The organism is Aquimarina rubra, assembly GCF_042684305.1.
Classification (GTDB): Bacteria; Bacteroidota; Bacteroidia; order Flavobacteriales; family Flavobacteriaceae; genus Aquimarina; species Aquimarina rubra.
Genome location: NZ_JBHULE010000035.1, coordinates 239,839 through 254,714, shown reverse-complemented (window position 1 = coordinate 254,714; position 14,876 = coordinate 239,839). Strand labels below are relative to the sequence as shown.

18 protein-coding genes and 1 tRNA gene are annotated in these 14,876 nt (G+C 33.1%); 12 read left to right on the top strand and 7 right to left on the bottom strand.

Translation table 11 applies throughout. The features are described 5' to 3' along the window. The first annotated feature begins 95 nt into the window (after positions 1 to 95). Positions 96 to 914: a hypothetical protein gene (locus ACFSR1_RS20935; RefSeq protein WP_378294984.1), complete on the top strand. Its 819-nt coding sequence runs from the start codon at positions 96 to 98 to the stop codon at positions 912 to 914. Between the two features lie 67 nt (positions 915 to 981). Here ACFSR1_RS20935 and ACFSR1_RS20930 read toward each other — a convergent pair whose 3' ends face one another. Beyond that, entirely contained in the window at positions 982 to 1,494 is a 513-nt protein-coding gene (locus ACFSR1_RS20930; RefSeq protein ID WP_378294983.1) for an adenine phosphoribosyltransferase, read from the bottom strand. Between the two features lie 379 nt (positions 1,495 to 1,873). On the opposite strand from ACFSR1_RS20930, the gene ACFSR1_RS20925 reads away from it, so the two are divergent. The 11 genes from ACFSR1_RS20925 to ACFSR1_RS20875 all read left to right on the top strand — a co-directional run bounded on the left by ACFSR1_RS20925 (position 1,874) and on the right by ACFSR1_RS20875 (position 9,339). Beyond that, positions 1,874 to 3,214 (top strand): SPFH domain-containing protein, encoded by a 1,341-nt coding sequence (locus tag ACFSR1_RS20925; RefSeq protein WP_378294982.1) that lies wholly within the window; start codon positions 1,874 to 1,876, stop codon positions 3,212 to 3,214. Between the two features lie 65 nt (positions 3,215 to 3,279). Continuing rightward, complete coding sequence (locus tag ACFSR1_RS20920; protein ID WP_378294981.1) at positions 3,280 to 3,507, top strand: putative signal transducing protein; 228 nt, start codon at positions 3,280 to 3,282, stop codon at positions 3,505 to 3,507. 44 nt (positions 3,508 to 3,551) lie between these two features. Continuing rightward, a tRNA-Arg gene (locus ACFSR1_RS20915) sits at positions 3,552 to 3,625 on the top strand. Positions 3,626 to 4,178: 553 nt separating this feature from the next. Further along, on the top strand, positions 4,179 to 4,577 hold the full coding sequence (locus ACFSR1_RS20910; RefSeq protein ID WP_378294980.1) for a hypothetical protein: 399 nt from the start codon (positions 4,179 to 4,181) through the stop codon (positions 4,575 to 4,577). An 875-nt stretch (positions 4,578 to 5,452) separates the two neighbouring features. Then, positions 5,453 to 5,767: a LapA family protein gene (locus tag ACFSR1_RS20905; RefSeq protein ID WP_378294979.1), complete on the top strand. Its 315-nt coding sequence runs from the start codon at positions 5,453 to 5,455 to the stop codon at positions 5,765 to 5,767. A 32-nt stretch (positions 5,768 to 5,799) separates the two neighbouring features. Then, positions 5,800 to 6,288 carry a Dps family protein gene (locus ACFSR1_RS20900; protein ID WP_378294978.1) on the top strand — a complete coding sequence of 163 codons (489 nt, stop codon included), beginning with the start codon at positions 5,800 to 5,802 and terminating at the stop codon, positions 6,286 to 6,288. A 507-nt stretch (positions 6,289 to 6,795) separates the two neighbouring features. Beyond that, positions 6,796 to 7,428 carry a nitroreductase family protein gene (locus ACFSR1_RS20895; RefSeq protein WP_378294977.1) on the top strand — a complete coding sequence of 211 codons (633 nt, stop codon included), beginning with the start codon at positions 6,796 to 6,798 and terminating at the stop codon, positions 7,426 to 7,428. Positions 7,429 to 7,484: 56 nt separating this feature from the next. Then, a complete protein-coding gene (locus ACFSR1_RS20890) occupies positions 7,485 to 7,868 on the top strand; it encodes a hypothetical protein (protein WP_378294976.1) in 384 nt (127 codons plus the stop codon). Positions 7,869 to 7,879: 11 nt separating this feature from the next. Then, complete coding sequence (locus tag ACFSR1_RS20885) at positions 7,880 to 8,179, top strand: HPF/RaiA family ribosome-associated protein (RefSeq protein WP_378294975.1); 300 nt, start codon at positions 7,880 to 7,882, stop codon at positions 8,177 to 8,179. A 10-nt stretch (positions 8,180 to 8,189) separates the two neighbouring features. Then, positions 8,190 to 8,870, top strand: a complete 681-nt coding sequence (locus ACFSR1_RS20880) for a type 1 glutamine amidotransferase domain-containing protein (protein ID WP_378294974.1) — start codon at positions 8,190 to 8,192, stop codon at positions 8,868 to 8,870. A gap of 121 nt (positions 8,871 to 8,991) precedes the next feature. Beyond that, positions 8,992 to 9,339, top strand: a complete 348-nt coding sequence (locus ACFSR1_RS20875; protein ID WP_378294973.1) for a DoxX family protein — start codon at positions 8,992 to 8,994, stop codon at positions 9,337 to 9,339. 7 nt (positions 9,340 to 9,346) lie between these two features. Here ACFSR1_RS20875 and ACFSR1_RS20870 read toward each other — a convergent pair whose 3' ends face one another. The 6 genes from ACFSR1_RS20870 to ACFSR1_RS20845 all read right to left on the bottom strand — a co-directional run bounded on the left by ACFSR1_RS20870 (position 9,347) and on the right by ACFSR1_RS20845 (position 14,828). Then, positions 9,347 to 9,730, bottom strand: a complete 384-nt coding sequence (locus ACFSR1_RS20870) for a DoxX family protein (protein WP_378294972.1) — start codon at positions 9,728 to 9,730, stop codon at positions 9,347 to 9,349. Positions 9,731 to 9,740: 10 nt separating this feature from the next. Then, a complete protein-coding gene (locus ACFSR1_RS20865) occupies positions 9,741 to 9,989 on the bottom strand; it encodes a DUF7218 family protein (RefSeq protein WP_378294971.1) in 249 nt (82 codons plus the stop codon). Further along, a complete protein-coding gene (locus tag ACFSR1_RS20860; protein WP_378294970.1) occupies positions 9,973 to 10,884 on the bottom strand; it encodes a mechanosensitive ion channel family protein in 912 nt (303 codons plus the stop codon). Before ACFSR1_RS20860 ends, ACFSR1_RS20865 begins: the two co-directional genes overlap by 17 nt. A gap of 67 nt (positions 10,885 to 10,951) precedes the next feature. After that, positions 10,952 to 12,691 carry a thiamine pyrophosphate-dependent enzyme gene (locus ACFSR1_RS20855; RefSeq protein ID WP_378294969.1) on the bottom strand — a complete coding sequence of 580 codons (1,740 nt, stop codon included), beginning with the start codon at positions 12,689 to 12,691 and terminating at the stop codon, positions 10,952 to 10,954. Positions 12,692 to 12,748: 57 nt separating this feature from the next. Then, positions 12,749 to 13,207, bottom strand: coding sequence for a hypothetical protein (locus ACFSR1_RS20850; protein WP_378294968.1), 459 nt, complete (start codon positions 13,205 to 13,207; stop codon positions 12,749 to 12,751). A gap of 259 nt (positions 13,208 to 13,466) precedes the next feature. Beyond that, positions 13,467 to 14,828 carry an NAD-dependent succinate-semialdehyde dehydrogenase gene (locus tag ACFSR1_RS20845; RefSeq protein ID WP_378294967.1) on the bottom strand — a complete coding sequence of 454 codons (1,362 nt, stop codon included), beginning with the start codon at positions 14,826 to 14,828 and terminating at the stop codon, positions 13,467 to 13,469. Between the last annotated feature and the right edge of the window lie 48 nt (positions 14,829 to 14,876).

The window sequence follows — 14,876 nt, the reverse complement described above, 5'->3', positions numbered from 1 at the left end:
AATATAGATTAGCTTGCAACATCAGAATCCTTTTTTCGTATTTATAACTGAATTCATTTCAATTAAAAATCGAAAACCAAAAAATAATATTTAGTATGAAAAAATGGATCATTATGGGAATGGGTATACTAGGTATATTCTCCTTAACAGCATTTACATCAGAATCACATCCAGAACAGATTCAGGACATTTCTGAGTTTAATGAAATCATCGCTACCATAAATAAAAACACAACTGAAAAAGAGCTAGAGGACCTCAAAACATTCTTTTCAGAAAATGGTATCGAATTAATTATCGAAAAAATAGAGTTTAACGATCAAAATGAGATTACCAGTTTAAGTGTTATTCTTAAAAAAGGAAACGCCAAAAGCAAATATTCCTCATCATCTACAGAACCTATATCCGATGTAGAACTTGGATATAAAAATGGAAATTTATACATAACCAATTCGGGAATGTTTGATATCAATTCCTGGAGGAATCAGATTGGTTTTAATACTAGAAATTTTGACATGGACAGTATTTTAAAAAATAAGAATTTCAGGTTTGATTTTGATTTTGACCAAGAAGGAGATTCTATATTTTTTAATGGAAAACACTTTGATATGGGTAAGTTAAAAGATCAGATTATGAATTCTTTTGATTTTGAAGAAGATGAAAACGGAAACTTCATTTTTAATGGGCAACAGTTTCCTTCTCATTTTAGTAAAACCAAGAAGTATAGTTTTGTAGACGACCCGGATATCGACAAATTAATTATTATCGATGGAAAAGAATCTGATTTTAAAACATTGGATCAATTAGCCAAATCAGATAAATTAGAAGAAGTTGATTTCCTTAAATCAACAACAGCTATCAGTATTTATGGTGACAAAGCAAAAGATGGAGCCATCATTGCAACTACCAAAAAATAATTCTGCACTAAATTTTATACAAAAAAGAGTCTTTAGTATTTTGAAGACTCTTTTCTTTTTCTATCAATCAATAACTTAATAAAGAAGCCACCGTTGTCTTCAACTTCTCTCTTCCGTTTAAAAAATCTAATTCCATAATAAAATTACATTGAACAACCGTTCCTCCTAATTCTTCTACAAGTTCGCACACTGCTTGCGCCGTACCTCCCGTTGCCAATACATCATCATGGATCAAAATATGTTCTCCTGCTTTAATCGCATCCATATGAATTTCTAAAATATCTTCTCCATACTCTAATCCATAACTTTTAGAATTCACTTTGGATGGTAATTTTCCTTTTTTACGAACAGGAATAAAACCTGCACCCAATCGTTGAGCAATCATACCTCCCAGAATAAAACCTCTGGCTTCAATACCGATCACTTTATCAATCTTTATATCTGTTGGACACAATCCTGCCAATCGATCCGCACAGTGCACTAATGCTTCAGAATTTGCCAAAAGTGGTGTAATATCTTTAAAAATAATTCCCGGCTTCGGAAAGTCAGGTATGTCTCGTACTAATTCTTGTATGTTCATGCCTGCAAAATAATCAAAATCAAAAAAAAGGGCTAAAAAATTATGAAAACTGCCTTGAATTTTAAATCCAGTTTCAAAAACAGCCTTGAATTATTATAGTTTTTAAATATAATTGTAATATATACTTACAATTTATAACAATAATAAAGACAATAAACTTTCATATTAAAACTTAAATCATCTTTAGGCTTATAAAAAATATTCACTTTTGCAGATTTTAGCATAAATATTTTTCTATTTATTTCTCTCCATATATATTGAATGGAAACGAAATAATTAAAATAATTCTTAACCTTATAATACGCATAGAAATCATGTAATCAATAGCATTTCTTCATTGACTAAAAAACTAATTAATAAATTTTAATATGCTATTACTATGCTAACATATCTAGGAATTATAATGGTGCTCATCGGAATCACCATTTTTATTATCAAGCCATTTTTTAAAGAATCCAAAACACTACATAAATTCACTCGACAAAGAAATATTTCAATGATCATCATTGGACTTGTGATGAGTGTTATCTCAGGAATGTTCTTTTATGCAGAGCCAGGTACGGCTTACGCAGTGCAGTATCCTTGGGGAAGTCAGAAAGCAGTTGTTCATCAAGGAATCCATACCAAAATGTGGGGACGACTTATACCTATACAATTCGAATTACCTATTAAATATGTGATTCCAAATAAAAAGAATGAATTAGGTGAGCAAAGTAAATATGCAAATGTTGATAAAGCCAAATACTGGGCGTTTAGCGATGCGGTAAAAGCAAGAATCGCAACCTCTGTGGTAATCAGCATTAATACAGCAGATCAAGACCAATTTTTGTCCGTTGCGGATCGTAATAAAACGGAGAAAAACTTAATTCGTTCCAGAATCATTCCTAATATTGATCAGTCTATAAAAAATACCTGTAAGCTTATGGATGCTCAGGATTATATATCCGGCCAAGCTTCTGATTTTGATAGATATTTTAAAGATCAATTAGAAAACGGAATGTATGTTCTCGAAGAGTTTATTGCCAATGAAAACAGAGAAACCATTGGTGATAGTGCTACAGTAAGAACTATAGTAAACAAAGAGTCTAAACAAAAACGTTTTAGAATAAAGTATGAAGACGGAGAGCCTGTTAGGGAAAAAGGAAATTCACTAGGAGGATATGGTTTAACAGTCGTACAAGCTGTTGTTACCGAGATTGATTGGGAGCCGGAGTTTGACAAACGACTTCAATTACAAAAAGAAGAAGTGGCACAAACCCAATTAGAGAAGCAACAAGCTGAACGTGAATTCTACCGAGCTCAGAAAGAAACTGCAAGAGGTGAAGCTGAAAAAGCTGCAGAAAGAGCACGATTAGAAAAAGAACAAATTCAAAAAACTATTGAAGCTGAAACGAAAGCCAAAGTAGCAGAATTTAATCTTATTGAAGAGCGTAAGAACTATGAAGTTGCACAGTTTAAAGCAAAAACTCAGAAGACTATGGCAGATGCACAATCGTATGAGAATGCCAAATTAGTAACGGCAGGGCTTACACCTCAAGAGCGCGCAGAATGGGAATATAAAACTTCTGTAAATGTTGCCAAGCAACTCAAAGATTTGAAACTACCTGAAATTTATATTCAGGATGGTGGTAAACAAAGTTCTGATAACAATTTGTTACAGTCTTTGATCGGCGCAGATCTTGCTAAAAAAATGATGTCTCAAAAAACATCAAAAGAGTAAACCAAAAAAGCGGAATGCTTCTTATGCATTCCGCTTAAATCAAAATATTTATTAAAATTTAAATTATGAACAAGTACATTAAAATATATACAGGCACATCAATTCTGGCTAATCGGTTAGCCTTTTTGCTAGACGAAATACATATTCCTTCTATGATTAAGGATCATAGAGAATCCGGAAGATTAGCTGGATTTGGCACTATTGAAGATTCAACGGAATTATTTATTTTAGATAATGATGTAAAAAAAGCCGATGAAATCATTAAAAATTTTAAAAAAGAAACTTTAAAATAGTTTTATAATTTACAAAATACTCATATATTTGCACCCGCAAAAAAGGCCTCGTAGCATAACTGAATAGTGCACTTGATTACGGCTCAAGAGGTTGCAGGTTTGAATCCTGCCGAGGTCACGAATGAATCAACAAAAAGTTGAAAACAAAGCAAGCTCAAAATAAAAGAGCTTGCTTTTTTATTTTGAGTAAAGCGTAGGTTTCTTTTGTTGATTCTCAAAGCGGAGCTTTGTCAGGGGAGACTTTAGCCAATCCTGCCGAGGTCACTTAAGAATGAAAAGTCTGCAGAATTGCAGACTTTTTTGTTTGGATGAGATTTGAACTAGTTCAAGAATCGAAATACAAACAAAAAAGTACAAATCTATGATTTGTGACTTTTTATTTAGACTACGGAGTTTAAAGGAACACCTAAAGGTAATCCTGCTACTTGCAAGCAGGCCTGCCGAGGTCACAAAATCTGTTAATATTCACCAAACAGAGATAATTTTGTTTCATTGTATTACTTCACGTGGTTAAAATAACAATCCTAAAAACTATGAGACCAAAGTCAAATCTTGGAAAATAATGTCAAAAAAACTACGTGTTTGTTACCTTCAAAGTATATTTTCTTATTTTAACATTTAAGTTGTGTAACTTTTTTAAATAGTGAGACACAAATATTAAAAAGTTATATATGCTTCAGATTATAAAAAAATATCTTCCTTTATTAGTATTACTAGTTTTTCTAGCTGCTTTGGGTATATTTTCTAATTACACCGACGGCAAAACCTATTTTTTTCCTATTACTCCTGATGCAAGTACTTATGGAACACCATTTGGGAATGGTTATAAAAAGAGTTATTCTATTGACACAAGAGACTACGATCCTCATACTACAAAGAAATTAGACTACGGAACACCTTATGGGAATAGCTATACAAAGCATTGTTCTATTGATACTGGAGAACATAATCCCCATACCCCAAAGAAATCAGACAGTAGATTTAATTATACTCCTTACATTTTTATATTGTTAGTTAGTGGATTTATGTTTTTATTGTGGTTAACGGTTAATTTTATAAAAAAAATCTAGATAGTTTATCACAAGTTACAGTATTGCTGATTTTAAAAAGAAGATTGTATAAATTCTATAAATACAACATTATAACAAACTAAATAACTAACTATTATTTTAGAGGAATCAAATAGAATTAAGTCATATACAATTACAATTCAAATATTAAATAAAGCTTAGTTCATTTTCCGTATTTTTCTTTTCAGTATAAATAGCAACCAGACTTGATTCTCTTTTAAGTACTCAAAAATTTCTTCTTAATTTTTGAATTTTGCTTGCTTGGAGTCACTACCAGCAAGAAACCACGTCCAAAAGACGTGGTTCTTTATTTTGTGGAAAAACCAAACGTAGTTTGAAGTTTTGGAATGAAATAAAGAACCAGAGCGATAGCTCGTGGTTTATTACCTGCCGGCCGGCCTGCAGGTTTGCAAAAGAGAGCTTATTGAGGATCAGCAGAGCTAATCCTAAAACCGACAGCCAATCCTGCCGAGGCCACTCGATAATCGAATCATTACAGAAATAAATCCCTATAACTCTCTTTTATTTACATAAAATTTGCATTTTTTTAAATTTCAACCATCTTCATTTCTATTCTTAAGGATTGTTTAGGGATCGAAACACTAATACAAGTTTCACCTAATAACAAATGGTACTATTTAATTACGTCATTGATTTTTCGTTGAAAAAATAATCCATTTCTCTGTGCAATACTGATTTATATTATTTGAATAATTATTATTTGCCATTGCAGTATACTTAAAATACCATTTGAGTCATTATTAAGATCATATGCGTTAATAAAATCTATAGAATTTTGTTTTATTAAATCTATATATAAATTACCTATACTTTCGTCTCATTTTAAACAAAAGGGTAAGGTGTAAAAAATAGAAATGAAAAAACTGGTTACATTAACAGTTACGGCAATATTATTAATAGGTATCACTATTTTTACATTGCAAAATTCTCAAATAGTTGCTATAAAACTATTTTTTTGGGAAGCCGAAGCGTCCTTGTCAATGATTCTGTTTACTACGTTTTCAACAGCTATATTAATCACGGTAGTAGCCATTATACCTACCATCTACCATTTAAAAAAGCTTAAAGACAAATCTCAGAAAGAAGTGAAATCACTTGTTAAAGAGAATGAGACATTATCAGAACCTGAAGCGAAAAGAATATTATCTGAAGGACAGGTAGAAAAATAATCTAAAATCATAAAATTAGTATGTCAGAAACGATGAAAAAACAAAAGTCTTATAAGAAATTAGGATTCACTTATTTGGAAACTGCAGAAATTGTGGTATCACTAAATCAACTATTATCAAATTATATAGTGCATTATCATAAATTGAGGATGTTTCATTGGAATGTAGAAGGAGGAGACTTTTTTGAGTTACACGAACAATTTGAAATTGAGTATAACGAAGTAAAGTCACAAATAGATATTCTCGCCGAACGTATAAGAGTATTTGGTTTGAAACCAAAAAACACCTTAAAACAGCATATAGCTTTATCCCAAATAGAAGAAGTAGAAAGGGAACTGATTCCAACCGCAATGGTACAAGAAATCTTAAAAGATTTTAATATAATACATAACTCACTACTAGACCTTATCGACGCCTCCTTAAAAACAGGAGATGCTGCTACAGAAGAATTAGCAACAGAATTTATGCGGAGATTAGAAAAGAGACACTGGATGTTTACCGCTTGGTCTAAGTCGTCATAAAATTATTTTTTTGAATATAAAGTAGATTTGTAAAGACAAGAATAACACAACAAAAAAAACAAGTTTTTGAACCTTATAAAACAGTCTCTATTTTATGCAGAACCTTCTCTATTTATCTTACCTTCGCTTACCCAAAGTATACTAAATTCAATCATTAATTATTTATATTTTAGATGAAAAACAAAGATAATATTCAAAGGCCAGGTTTGCGTAGAAAGAAATTTGGAAGCAAAGCGCATTTAAGAAATGTTAAGAAGAAAATCAGTAAGATTACCAAACCAAAGAAAGACGTTACACCATAGATGATAGCCGGAATAACAAAAATGTTGGTTCATCATATTTTTATTAATATCGCTATGACCTTTTCTGCTCTTGGCGTAAATATCAAAAATGAATTCTATTTATTTTTTCAAGTAAAATCACTTATACTGTATAAGAGTTAAGGACTAATTGTTTTGAGTTAAAATCATTCTTCAGTTCAGAGTATCTTTAAATAAAAAAGATACAATGAAAGAAACAATCCAAAAAGACACAAAATTTGACATACTGCCAATTTTAAGTGAACGATACAGTCCAAGAGTATTTTCGGAACTTCCAATTAGCGAAACTGAGCTCAGATCACTTTTTGAAGCCGGACGCTGGGCTCCTAGTTCTTATAATCGACAACCCTGGAGAGTTATTTGGGGGATTAGAGGTAGTAAAACCTATCAAAGAATCTTGAATTGCTTAAGCGAATTCAATCGATCCTGGGCAAGCAATGCTCCTGCACTATTATTAAATGCATATAAAACAACCACCGAGGACGGTAAAGAAAATTTCCATGCATTACACGATTTAGGTCTATTTATGGGAAATGTTTCCGCTCAGGCGCAACATCTCGGTATTGCTTTACATCAAATGGCAGGTGTGGATCATGAAAGCGCAAAGAAAGAATTTCAATTTCCAGAAGAATATCACGTTGCCACTGCGGTTGCTGTAGGCTACTATGGCGGGAATGTAAACGATTTACCAGAAGATCTTAGGGAAGAAGAAAATCCAGAAACCCGAACAAGAATGTTACAACGAGAGTTTACGTTTAATGGAAATTTCCAGAACGAACCAGGATTGAACTCTTCAAATCAAGAATCCATTACAACCTAAAAAGAAACTTATCTGCTAACTACATCAAAGAAATACTAACCTTTAGAACTGTAATAATGAAAAATATTCTTAAAATTTTTATACTCTTTTTGAGTACAATGGCAATAGCACAAAATCCGCTAACACAAAACATGGAAGATCCTCAGCTAGAAGAAGAAGCGAAAGAACTGACTCAAAAGTATGACGATCAATTAGGCTTAACAGAAAAGCAAATACTTCTTTTTGAAAACAAAGTTGAAGAATATTTGATCAATGCCAAAAAAATCAGAAACAGCAACCTTAAAACAAAAAAAAAGATTGCAGAACTTAAATTAAATTATGCGAAAGAGAGTAAAGACATGGGAGATATCTTAACCAACCCTCAACTTGATCTCTATAACGACTTGAAACCAAAATTTCAACCGATCAATCCGGTTGTGGTGAAAAAGGCGTCTAATTAAAATAAAAAAATATGAAAACAGTATTTGAATACACGAATGTATCCGCAAGCGATCGATTAGAATCTTTTGTGGAAGAAAAATTAAGCAACCTATCTAATAAGTATCCTTTTATAATACGTGGAGACATATTCTTTAAAAAAGAGAATAGAGACGACGACACGGGGCATATATGTGGTATTCGTTTAAGTGCTCCCGGACCAAGATTATATGCATCCTCTGACGAAACTAGTTTTGAGAACGCTATCTCAGAGACCATTCGAGACTTGAACGATCAATTGGGAAAAAGAAAAGACAAAATGAAAACTTATTAAAAATATAAAAATGAAAATTTTATTTGTATTAACATCACACGATAAACTTGGTGACACAGGAGAAAAAACAGGGTTCTGGATTGAAGAATTTGCTGCTCCCTATTATTATCTAGCAGACAAGGGCGTAGAAATCACATTAGCATCTCCAAAAGGTGGCCAGCCTCCTATTGATCCTAGCAGTGACAAACCAGAAAACCAAACAGAAGCTACCAAACGTTTTCACAATGACAAAGATTTAAAAGAAAAACTGAGCAAAACCTTCAAACTTTCTGATGTCAAAGAAAAAGATTTTGACGCTATCTTTTATCCGGGCGGTCACGGGCCTTTATGGGATCTTTCTAATGATCAAGATTCCATTCATTTAATTCAGTCATTTTATGAAAATAATAAACCGACCGGACTTGTTTGTCACGCTCCTGCTGCTTTAAAAAATGTAAAAACCACGGACGGTGCATATTTAGTAAAAGGAAAAAAGGTAACTGGTTTCACTAATAGCGAAGAAGAAGCTGTAGAACTGACCAATGTGGTACCCTTTTTAGTAGAAGATATGTTAAAAGAAAATGGAGGAGTTTATAGTAAGGCGAATGATTGGCAATCGTATTCTGTACAAGATGGAAATTTAATTACAGGACAAAACCCTGCATCTTCTGAAGAAGTAGCCGAAAAGCTTTTTAATTTGTTGAAAAATTAAGTATTGCTCAATACCTAATATCAAACGATTCAAAATATTTTTAAAAATGCGGGAATAAAAACCCCGCTTTTTTAATACACTTAAAGTTAGAATTGATTATTATCCAATATCTCAAAACATTATGAACTCGATAACAATTATCACTTTTTTCTCGGCTTTTTCTTTTCTTTTTTATGGTTTTAATTGTCTATTTACAGAGCATATGAAAAACGAGTTTATTCGTTATGGCCTAGAAGAAAAAAGAAGTCTTACAGGAATATTACAAATATTAGGAGGATTGGGATTAATTATTGGTTACTTCTACATGCCTATCCTTCTTATAATATCTGCTGGCGGCCTTGCCTTACTCATGATTCTCGGTTTTGGAGTACGAATAAAAATTAAAGACCCAATTTTACCGTCCATACCATCTTTTCTTTATGCAATTCTTAATTTGTATTTATGCGTAAAATATGCAACTCAAATTTAAAACTGACTTAAAAATAAAGTTTAATATGACTGCTCGCTGCTATAAGCGTACACATTACAAAAAACAAGAAGGCAGGGAATGATTTATACAAAGGGTCTTTGATCTTGAAATGCATAGCTATTGACCCTAATAAAAGCAAAGCCAATCCCAAAGCCGCAAACTCCTTAATCGCAGGATACCAAATCGAGGCTATTAATAGAATTGCCAATATAACTTTTAAACTTCCTATAAAATAACACGACCATTTTGGAAGTCCATAAGCTTCAAACTCTTCAATAATCGTACTAGCTGTACCACCTCTCCATTTGGTTGCCTTTTTATTCTGTATAAGCCACACATTTAAAATACTTAATCCAACGATAATTTGCATCGCAATAATTACATAATTCATAATTCGATTTTTAATTGTTTCTTAATGCTTTTATGAGTTCTTCTTTATCCATTTTAGATCGATCTTCGATACCAACTTTTTTCGCTTGATCGTATAATTCCTTTTTGGTTCGATCTTCATACTTCGTGGCGCTACCACCTTTCTCGCCACTATCAGCAGTATTTGCAATACGCGCAGCTTTTTCTTTACTATAGCCCTTATCTCTTAGGGCTTCATACTGATCTTCATTTTCTATACTTGGTCTATTGCTTTCCATCATTTTCTTCTTTAGTATTTATATCAACAGTCGTTTTGTCAGCTCCAAAAGCTGATTTCTTAGTGTTTTGACCATCTTTATTATAGACGTGCACTTCTCTTTGAGGAAAGGGTAAAGAAATACCTTTATCTTCTAATCTTTTCTTAGATTCTTCTACAGTATAGAAATGAATACGCCAATAATCATCTAGTGACGCCCAATATCTAAGTGATAAAGTAACTGCGCTGTCACCAAGTTTTGAAACCACCACTTCTGGTGCCGGATCTTGAATAACACCTTCTTGATTATTAATTAGGTCAAGAAGGATACTTTTAGCCTCCTTAATATTACTAGTGTATGAAATTCCTATTTCTAAATTATTACGGCGTGTTGATTCTGCAGAGTAATTGATGATGTTTTCATTAGATAGTTTTCCATTAGGAATTATTGCTAATTGATTTCCAAACGTATTTAATTTAGTTTTAAATATCGATATTTCCTTGACAGTTCCTGAAACTCCCTGCGCTTCTATAAAATCACCTATTTTAAATGGTTTAAAAAACAGGATCAATACGCCACCGGCAAAATTAGATAACGATCCCTGCAATGCCAGTCCGACAGCTAAACCAGCAGCACCCAGAATAGCTACTAATGAAGAAGATTGCACTCCTAATTGTGTAATAACTAAGATTATTAATAAGATTTTTAGCCCTATATTAATTAGATCATATAAAAAACTCTCTAATGTTTCATCGTAATCCTTCTTTTGGAAGAATTTCCGTAACCCTTTACTAAACATATTAATAATCCAAATACCTACAAAGAATATAAGAATTGCAGATACTACTCCTGGCACAAAATCCCAAACCCATTCTAAAAATTGTTGCCAGTTTTCTTCTGTAAGTCCTAATTTTTCCATTTCTAATCCTAATTTTATTTATTGTTATTAACTTGTTTACTTTTAGATTGTATCAATTCACATTTTACTAATCAAAATATGCTTCAATTTCTTGTTTGATATTTTCCCATTGTTCCTTTTCTCCATTAAAGGCTCGAAATATCTCTTTTACTTTGGATATTCCAAAACCTTTTGCTTCTTCAAATCCTATTTTGGGCGGAAGCGATAACTCTGCGTTGGTTACCACTGCATCAATTATAAACGGTTTTGTGGATTTCTTAGCTTTCTGTATCGCTGCAATGATATCTTTTGCGTGCTCTACTTTTACACCGTCACCTCCACATAATTTAGCATATTCAGCGAAGTTAAAGTTATTTACTCTTAAAGCATCAAAGTTGGGCGCTAATCCGGCTTCTTCCATCTCTATCTTTACAAACCCTAGTTGTGAGTTGTTGAAAACTATAATTTTGATAGGCAGTTGGTTTTTCACTGCGGTAGAGAAGTCCTGTAATGACATATTAAAAGCTCCATCACCTATCAATCCCCAAACTTCTCTATTTGGAAATTGAAGCTGTGCCCCTATAGCTGCAGGTAGACCTACCGCCATGGAACCGTGATTAAAAGATCCGATGATTCGTCGATCAGAATGGAAATTCATAAAGTTTGAAGCCCAAATAGCTGCTGTTCCTGTATCGATGGCAAAGATTGCATCATCTGAAGCCATGTCACTGACACCCTTTGCAAAAATATGAGGATGTAGTGGTTCCATATCCCGAGACGGATCTGCTTTTTGATCATTGGAAATTTTCCAATCATCAAATTTTTCAATCAATCTCTTTAAAAAATCATTATCCTTTTTTTCTATACATAAGCCTAAAAGCGATACGATTGTACTTTTAATATCCCCATGGAGTCCAAGTGTTACCGATGTACGATTACCAATATTCTCTGGCCTTACGTCTATCTGTATCGTTTTAGTTTTCTCTGGAAGAAAATCCGTGTATGGGAAATCGGTTCCAAGCATTAATAGTAGATCGCAATTCATCACTGCTTCATAACCGGAAGGATTACCTATTAAACCTGTTAATCCCACAACATTATTCGTCGAATGATCAAATACATCCGAAGCTCTCAATGTATGAGTAATAGGTGCTTTAAGTAAATCTGAAAATCGAATAACTTCTTCTCTTGCTGCTCTGCATCCTGCCCCTGCCAGAATCCCAACTTTTTTGGATTCATTGATCAGCTTAGCAGCTGCTTGCAGTTCCTGATCACTAGGTAAGATAGCACTGTTTGATCTAAAGACTTTGTGAACATAATTAATATTTTCTGCTTTCATTTGCGCTATGTCTGCCGGTAATTCGATTCTACATACACAATTATGGTTAACAGCTATGCGGATAGCTCTTAAAATTACCCTAGGCGCTTCTTCTGGTGATCTAATAATTGCTTGATATTCGCAAACATCATCATAAATTTTTTTGAGATCTGCTTCCTGATGATAATTTGTTCCTAAGTGTTCGATCGGAATTTGTCCTGTTATTGCGATTACAGGAGATCGTTCTTTTTTTGCATTATACAATCCATTAATTAGATGTAAAGCACCTGGTCCAACCGTGCTCGCACACACACCAAAGTTGCCATTTAACTCTCCTTGAGCAAATGCGGCGTATGAAGCATTTCCTTCGTGATTTACGCCTATCCATTCTATCATATCCTGCTTTCCTATGGCATCTACAAGAGGATTGAGCGCATCCCCTGCCACTCCAAAAATATGTTTTACTCCTTCTGCCTGTAATATTTTAAGTAATTGTTCTGATACGTTCATCTTTTTTGCTTTTAATTATACTATTCATCACCATTCACACTATTATTCGTCTATTTATCAAAACACTAACTGTGACTCAAAGGCTTCTGACCACTTTGATGCGCGGTATACAGCAGGAATTAATGTGGCAAACACTTTAAATTGCCTTGTGTAAACAGAGGTGTTATCCTGAAGTTTTCCTAGCTTCACGGTCATCGGTATTTTAATTGTAACATCCTTTTTATTCACCTCGCTGCATCTAATCAATCGGCTCTCTTTACATAAAAAATCATCCTTTCGATCATTTCTAACTACTCCGGATATCTCGGTGTCATCCCAATTGGCAATTAACACAAGAACATCATTAATCCCATGAATATCATACACAAAAACGTGAAGTATATACTCCATGTTTCCCGAAATATCTATCGGATGAAATTCAATATCAGTGTTTACTGTAATTGAATTTTTTTTTGCGTTATCAACCTCTAAATATTCGGGTACTCTATCAAGCTTTACTTGCTTTATCTTTGCCATGATCTTATTTTATTAATTCTTTATTGAAATGAAAATTTTTATTGCTTAGATGAATTGAAACAATATGTACTACTAAAAATATTCAAGAAACAAACCAGAAACAACTACGCCCACGACCAATAATGCCAACACTATTAGAACGAATTTTGCTCCTATTTTGGTTTTACTATTTTTTTGAAATATATAATCTCTTCTTTTTTCGTCTTCCTCTTTTATGAATTTCATTTGTTAGATTTCTATTTATTTAATTAAACTTTAATTATTTTATGTATACTGTTTTTTTGTTTACAAACTCCATGATACCTTCTTTAGAAAGTTCTCTTCCATAACCTGATAGTTTGGTTCCTCCAAAAGGTAATCTAGGGTCTGACTTGACTAGCTCGTTGACAAAAAATGCACCATCTTCAATACTACTTATTAGCTTTCTGGCTTCTTCTCTATCCTCTGTGAAAATCATTGTACCCAAACCAAACTTGGACTTAGATGCTAATTCAACAGCGTGATTTGTGCTTTTAGCTTTGACCACAGCGGCAACTGGTCCAAATACCTCTTCATCAAAAACCGGCATACCAGGTTCTACATTGATTAAGATTGTAGGTTCAAAGTAAGCCTTGTCTCTTTTATTTCCGACGATAACTTTTGCTCCTTTCTCCACAGATTCTGTTACTTGACGCTCCACCTCTTCTGCCAAATCAACTCTAGCCATAGTAGCAATATCAGTTTTTGGATCAAGGGGTTCACCAAACATTAAGGCAGCTACTCCCTCTTTGAACTTTTCTAAAAACCTATCATAAATTTCTTCTACAACTATAAACCGCTTGGCAGCTATACAACTTTGTCCTGTATTTTGCATTCTTGCTTTTACGATAGTCTCCATATATTTATCGAGATCTGCATCTTTAAGAATGATACAAGCATTATTTCCTCCTAACTCCAATACTGTCTTTTTCAAATTATGACCCGCAATTTTTGCAATGGCTCTGCCCGCTTTTTCGCTTCCTGTTAAACTAACAGCTTTCACAATCTCATTATTTATAACTTGTTCTATTTGATTGTGTGATGCTAACAATGTTTGAAAAACACCTTTAGGAAAACCAGCCGATTCAAAAATATCTTGAATTGCCAATGCACAACCTGTAACGTTATTGGCGTGTTTTAACAATGCCGTATTACCTGCCGTCAATGTTGGAACCGCAAAACGAAAAACCTGCCAAAATGGATAGTTCCAAGGCATAATTGCCAATATAGTTCCCAAAGGATCGTAGCTTATAAAACTTTCTTGGGCATCTGTTTGTATGAGTTCATCCGATAAAAAGTCTTCAGCGTTTTTCTCATAAAAATTAATCAACCAAATGCATTTATCAATTTCAGCAATACTCTCTTTATAGGGTTTACCCATTTCTTGAGTAATCAAATTTGCATACATCTCCTTTTCATTTTCCAAAACATTTGCTAATTCCTCTAATAAAGATTTTCGTTCCTTCATTGAGGTCTTTCTCCATTCTAAAAATGTATCATTTGCCTTGATCAAAATATTATCAACTTCTTTATCGGTATATAAACTATATTCTTTGATAGTTTCACCGGTAAAAGGATATTTAGTCGTAACTTTATTAGACATAATAATTGAAATTGATTAACAATTCAAAGTTATACTCATATTAACAAC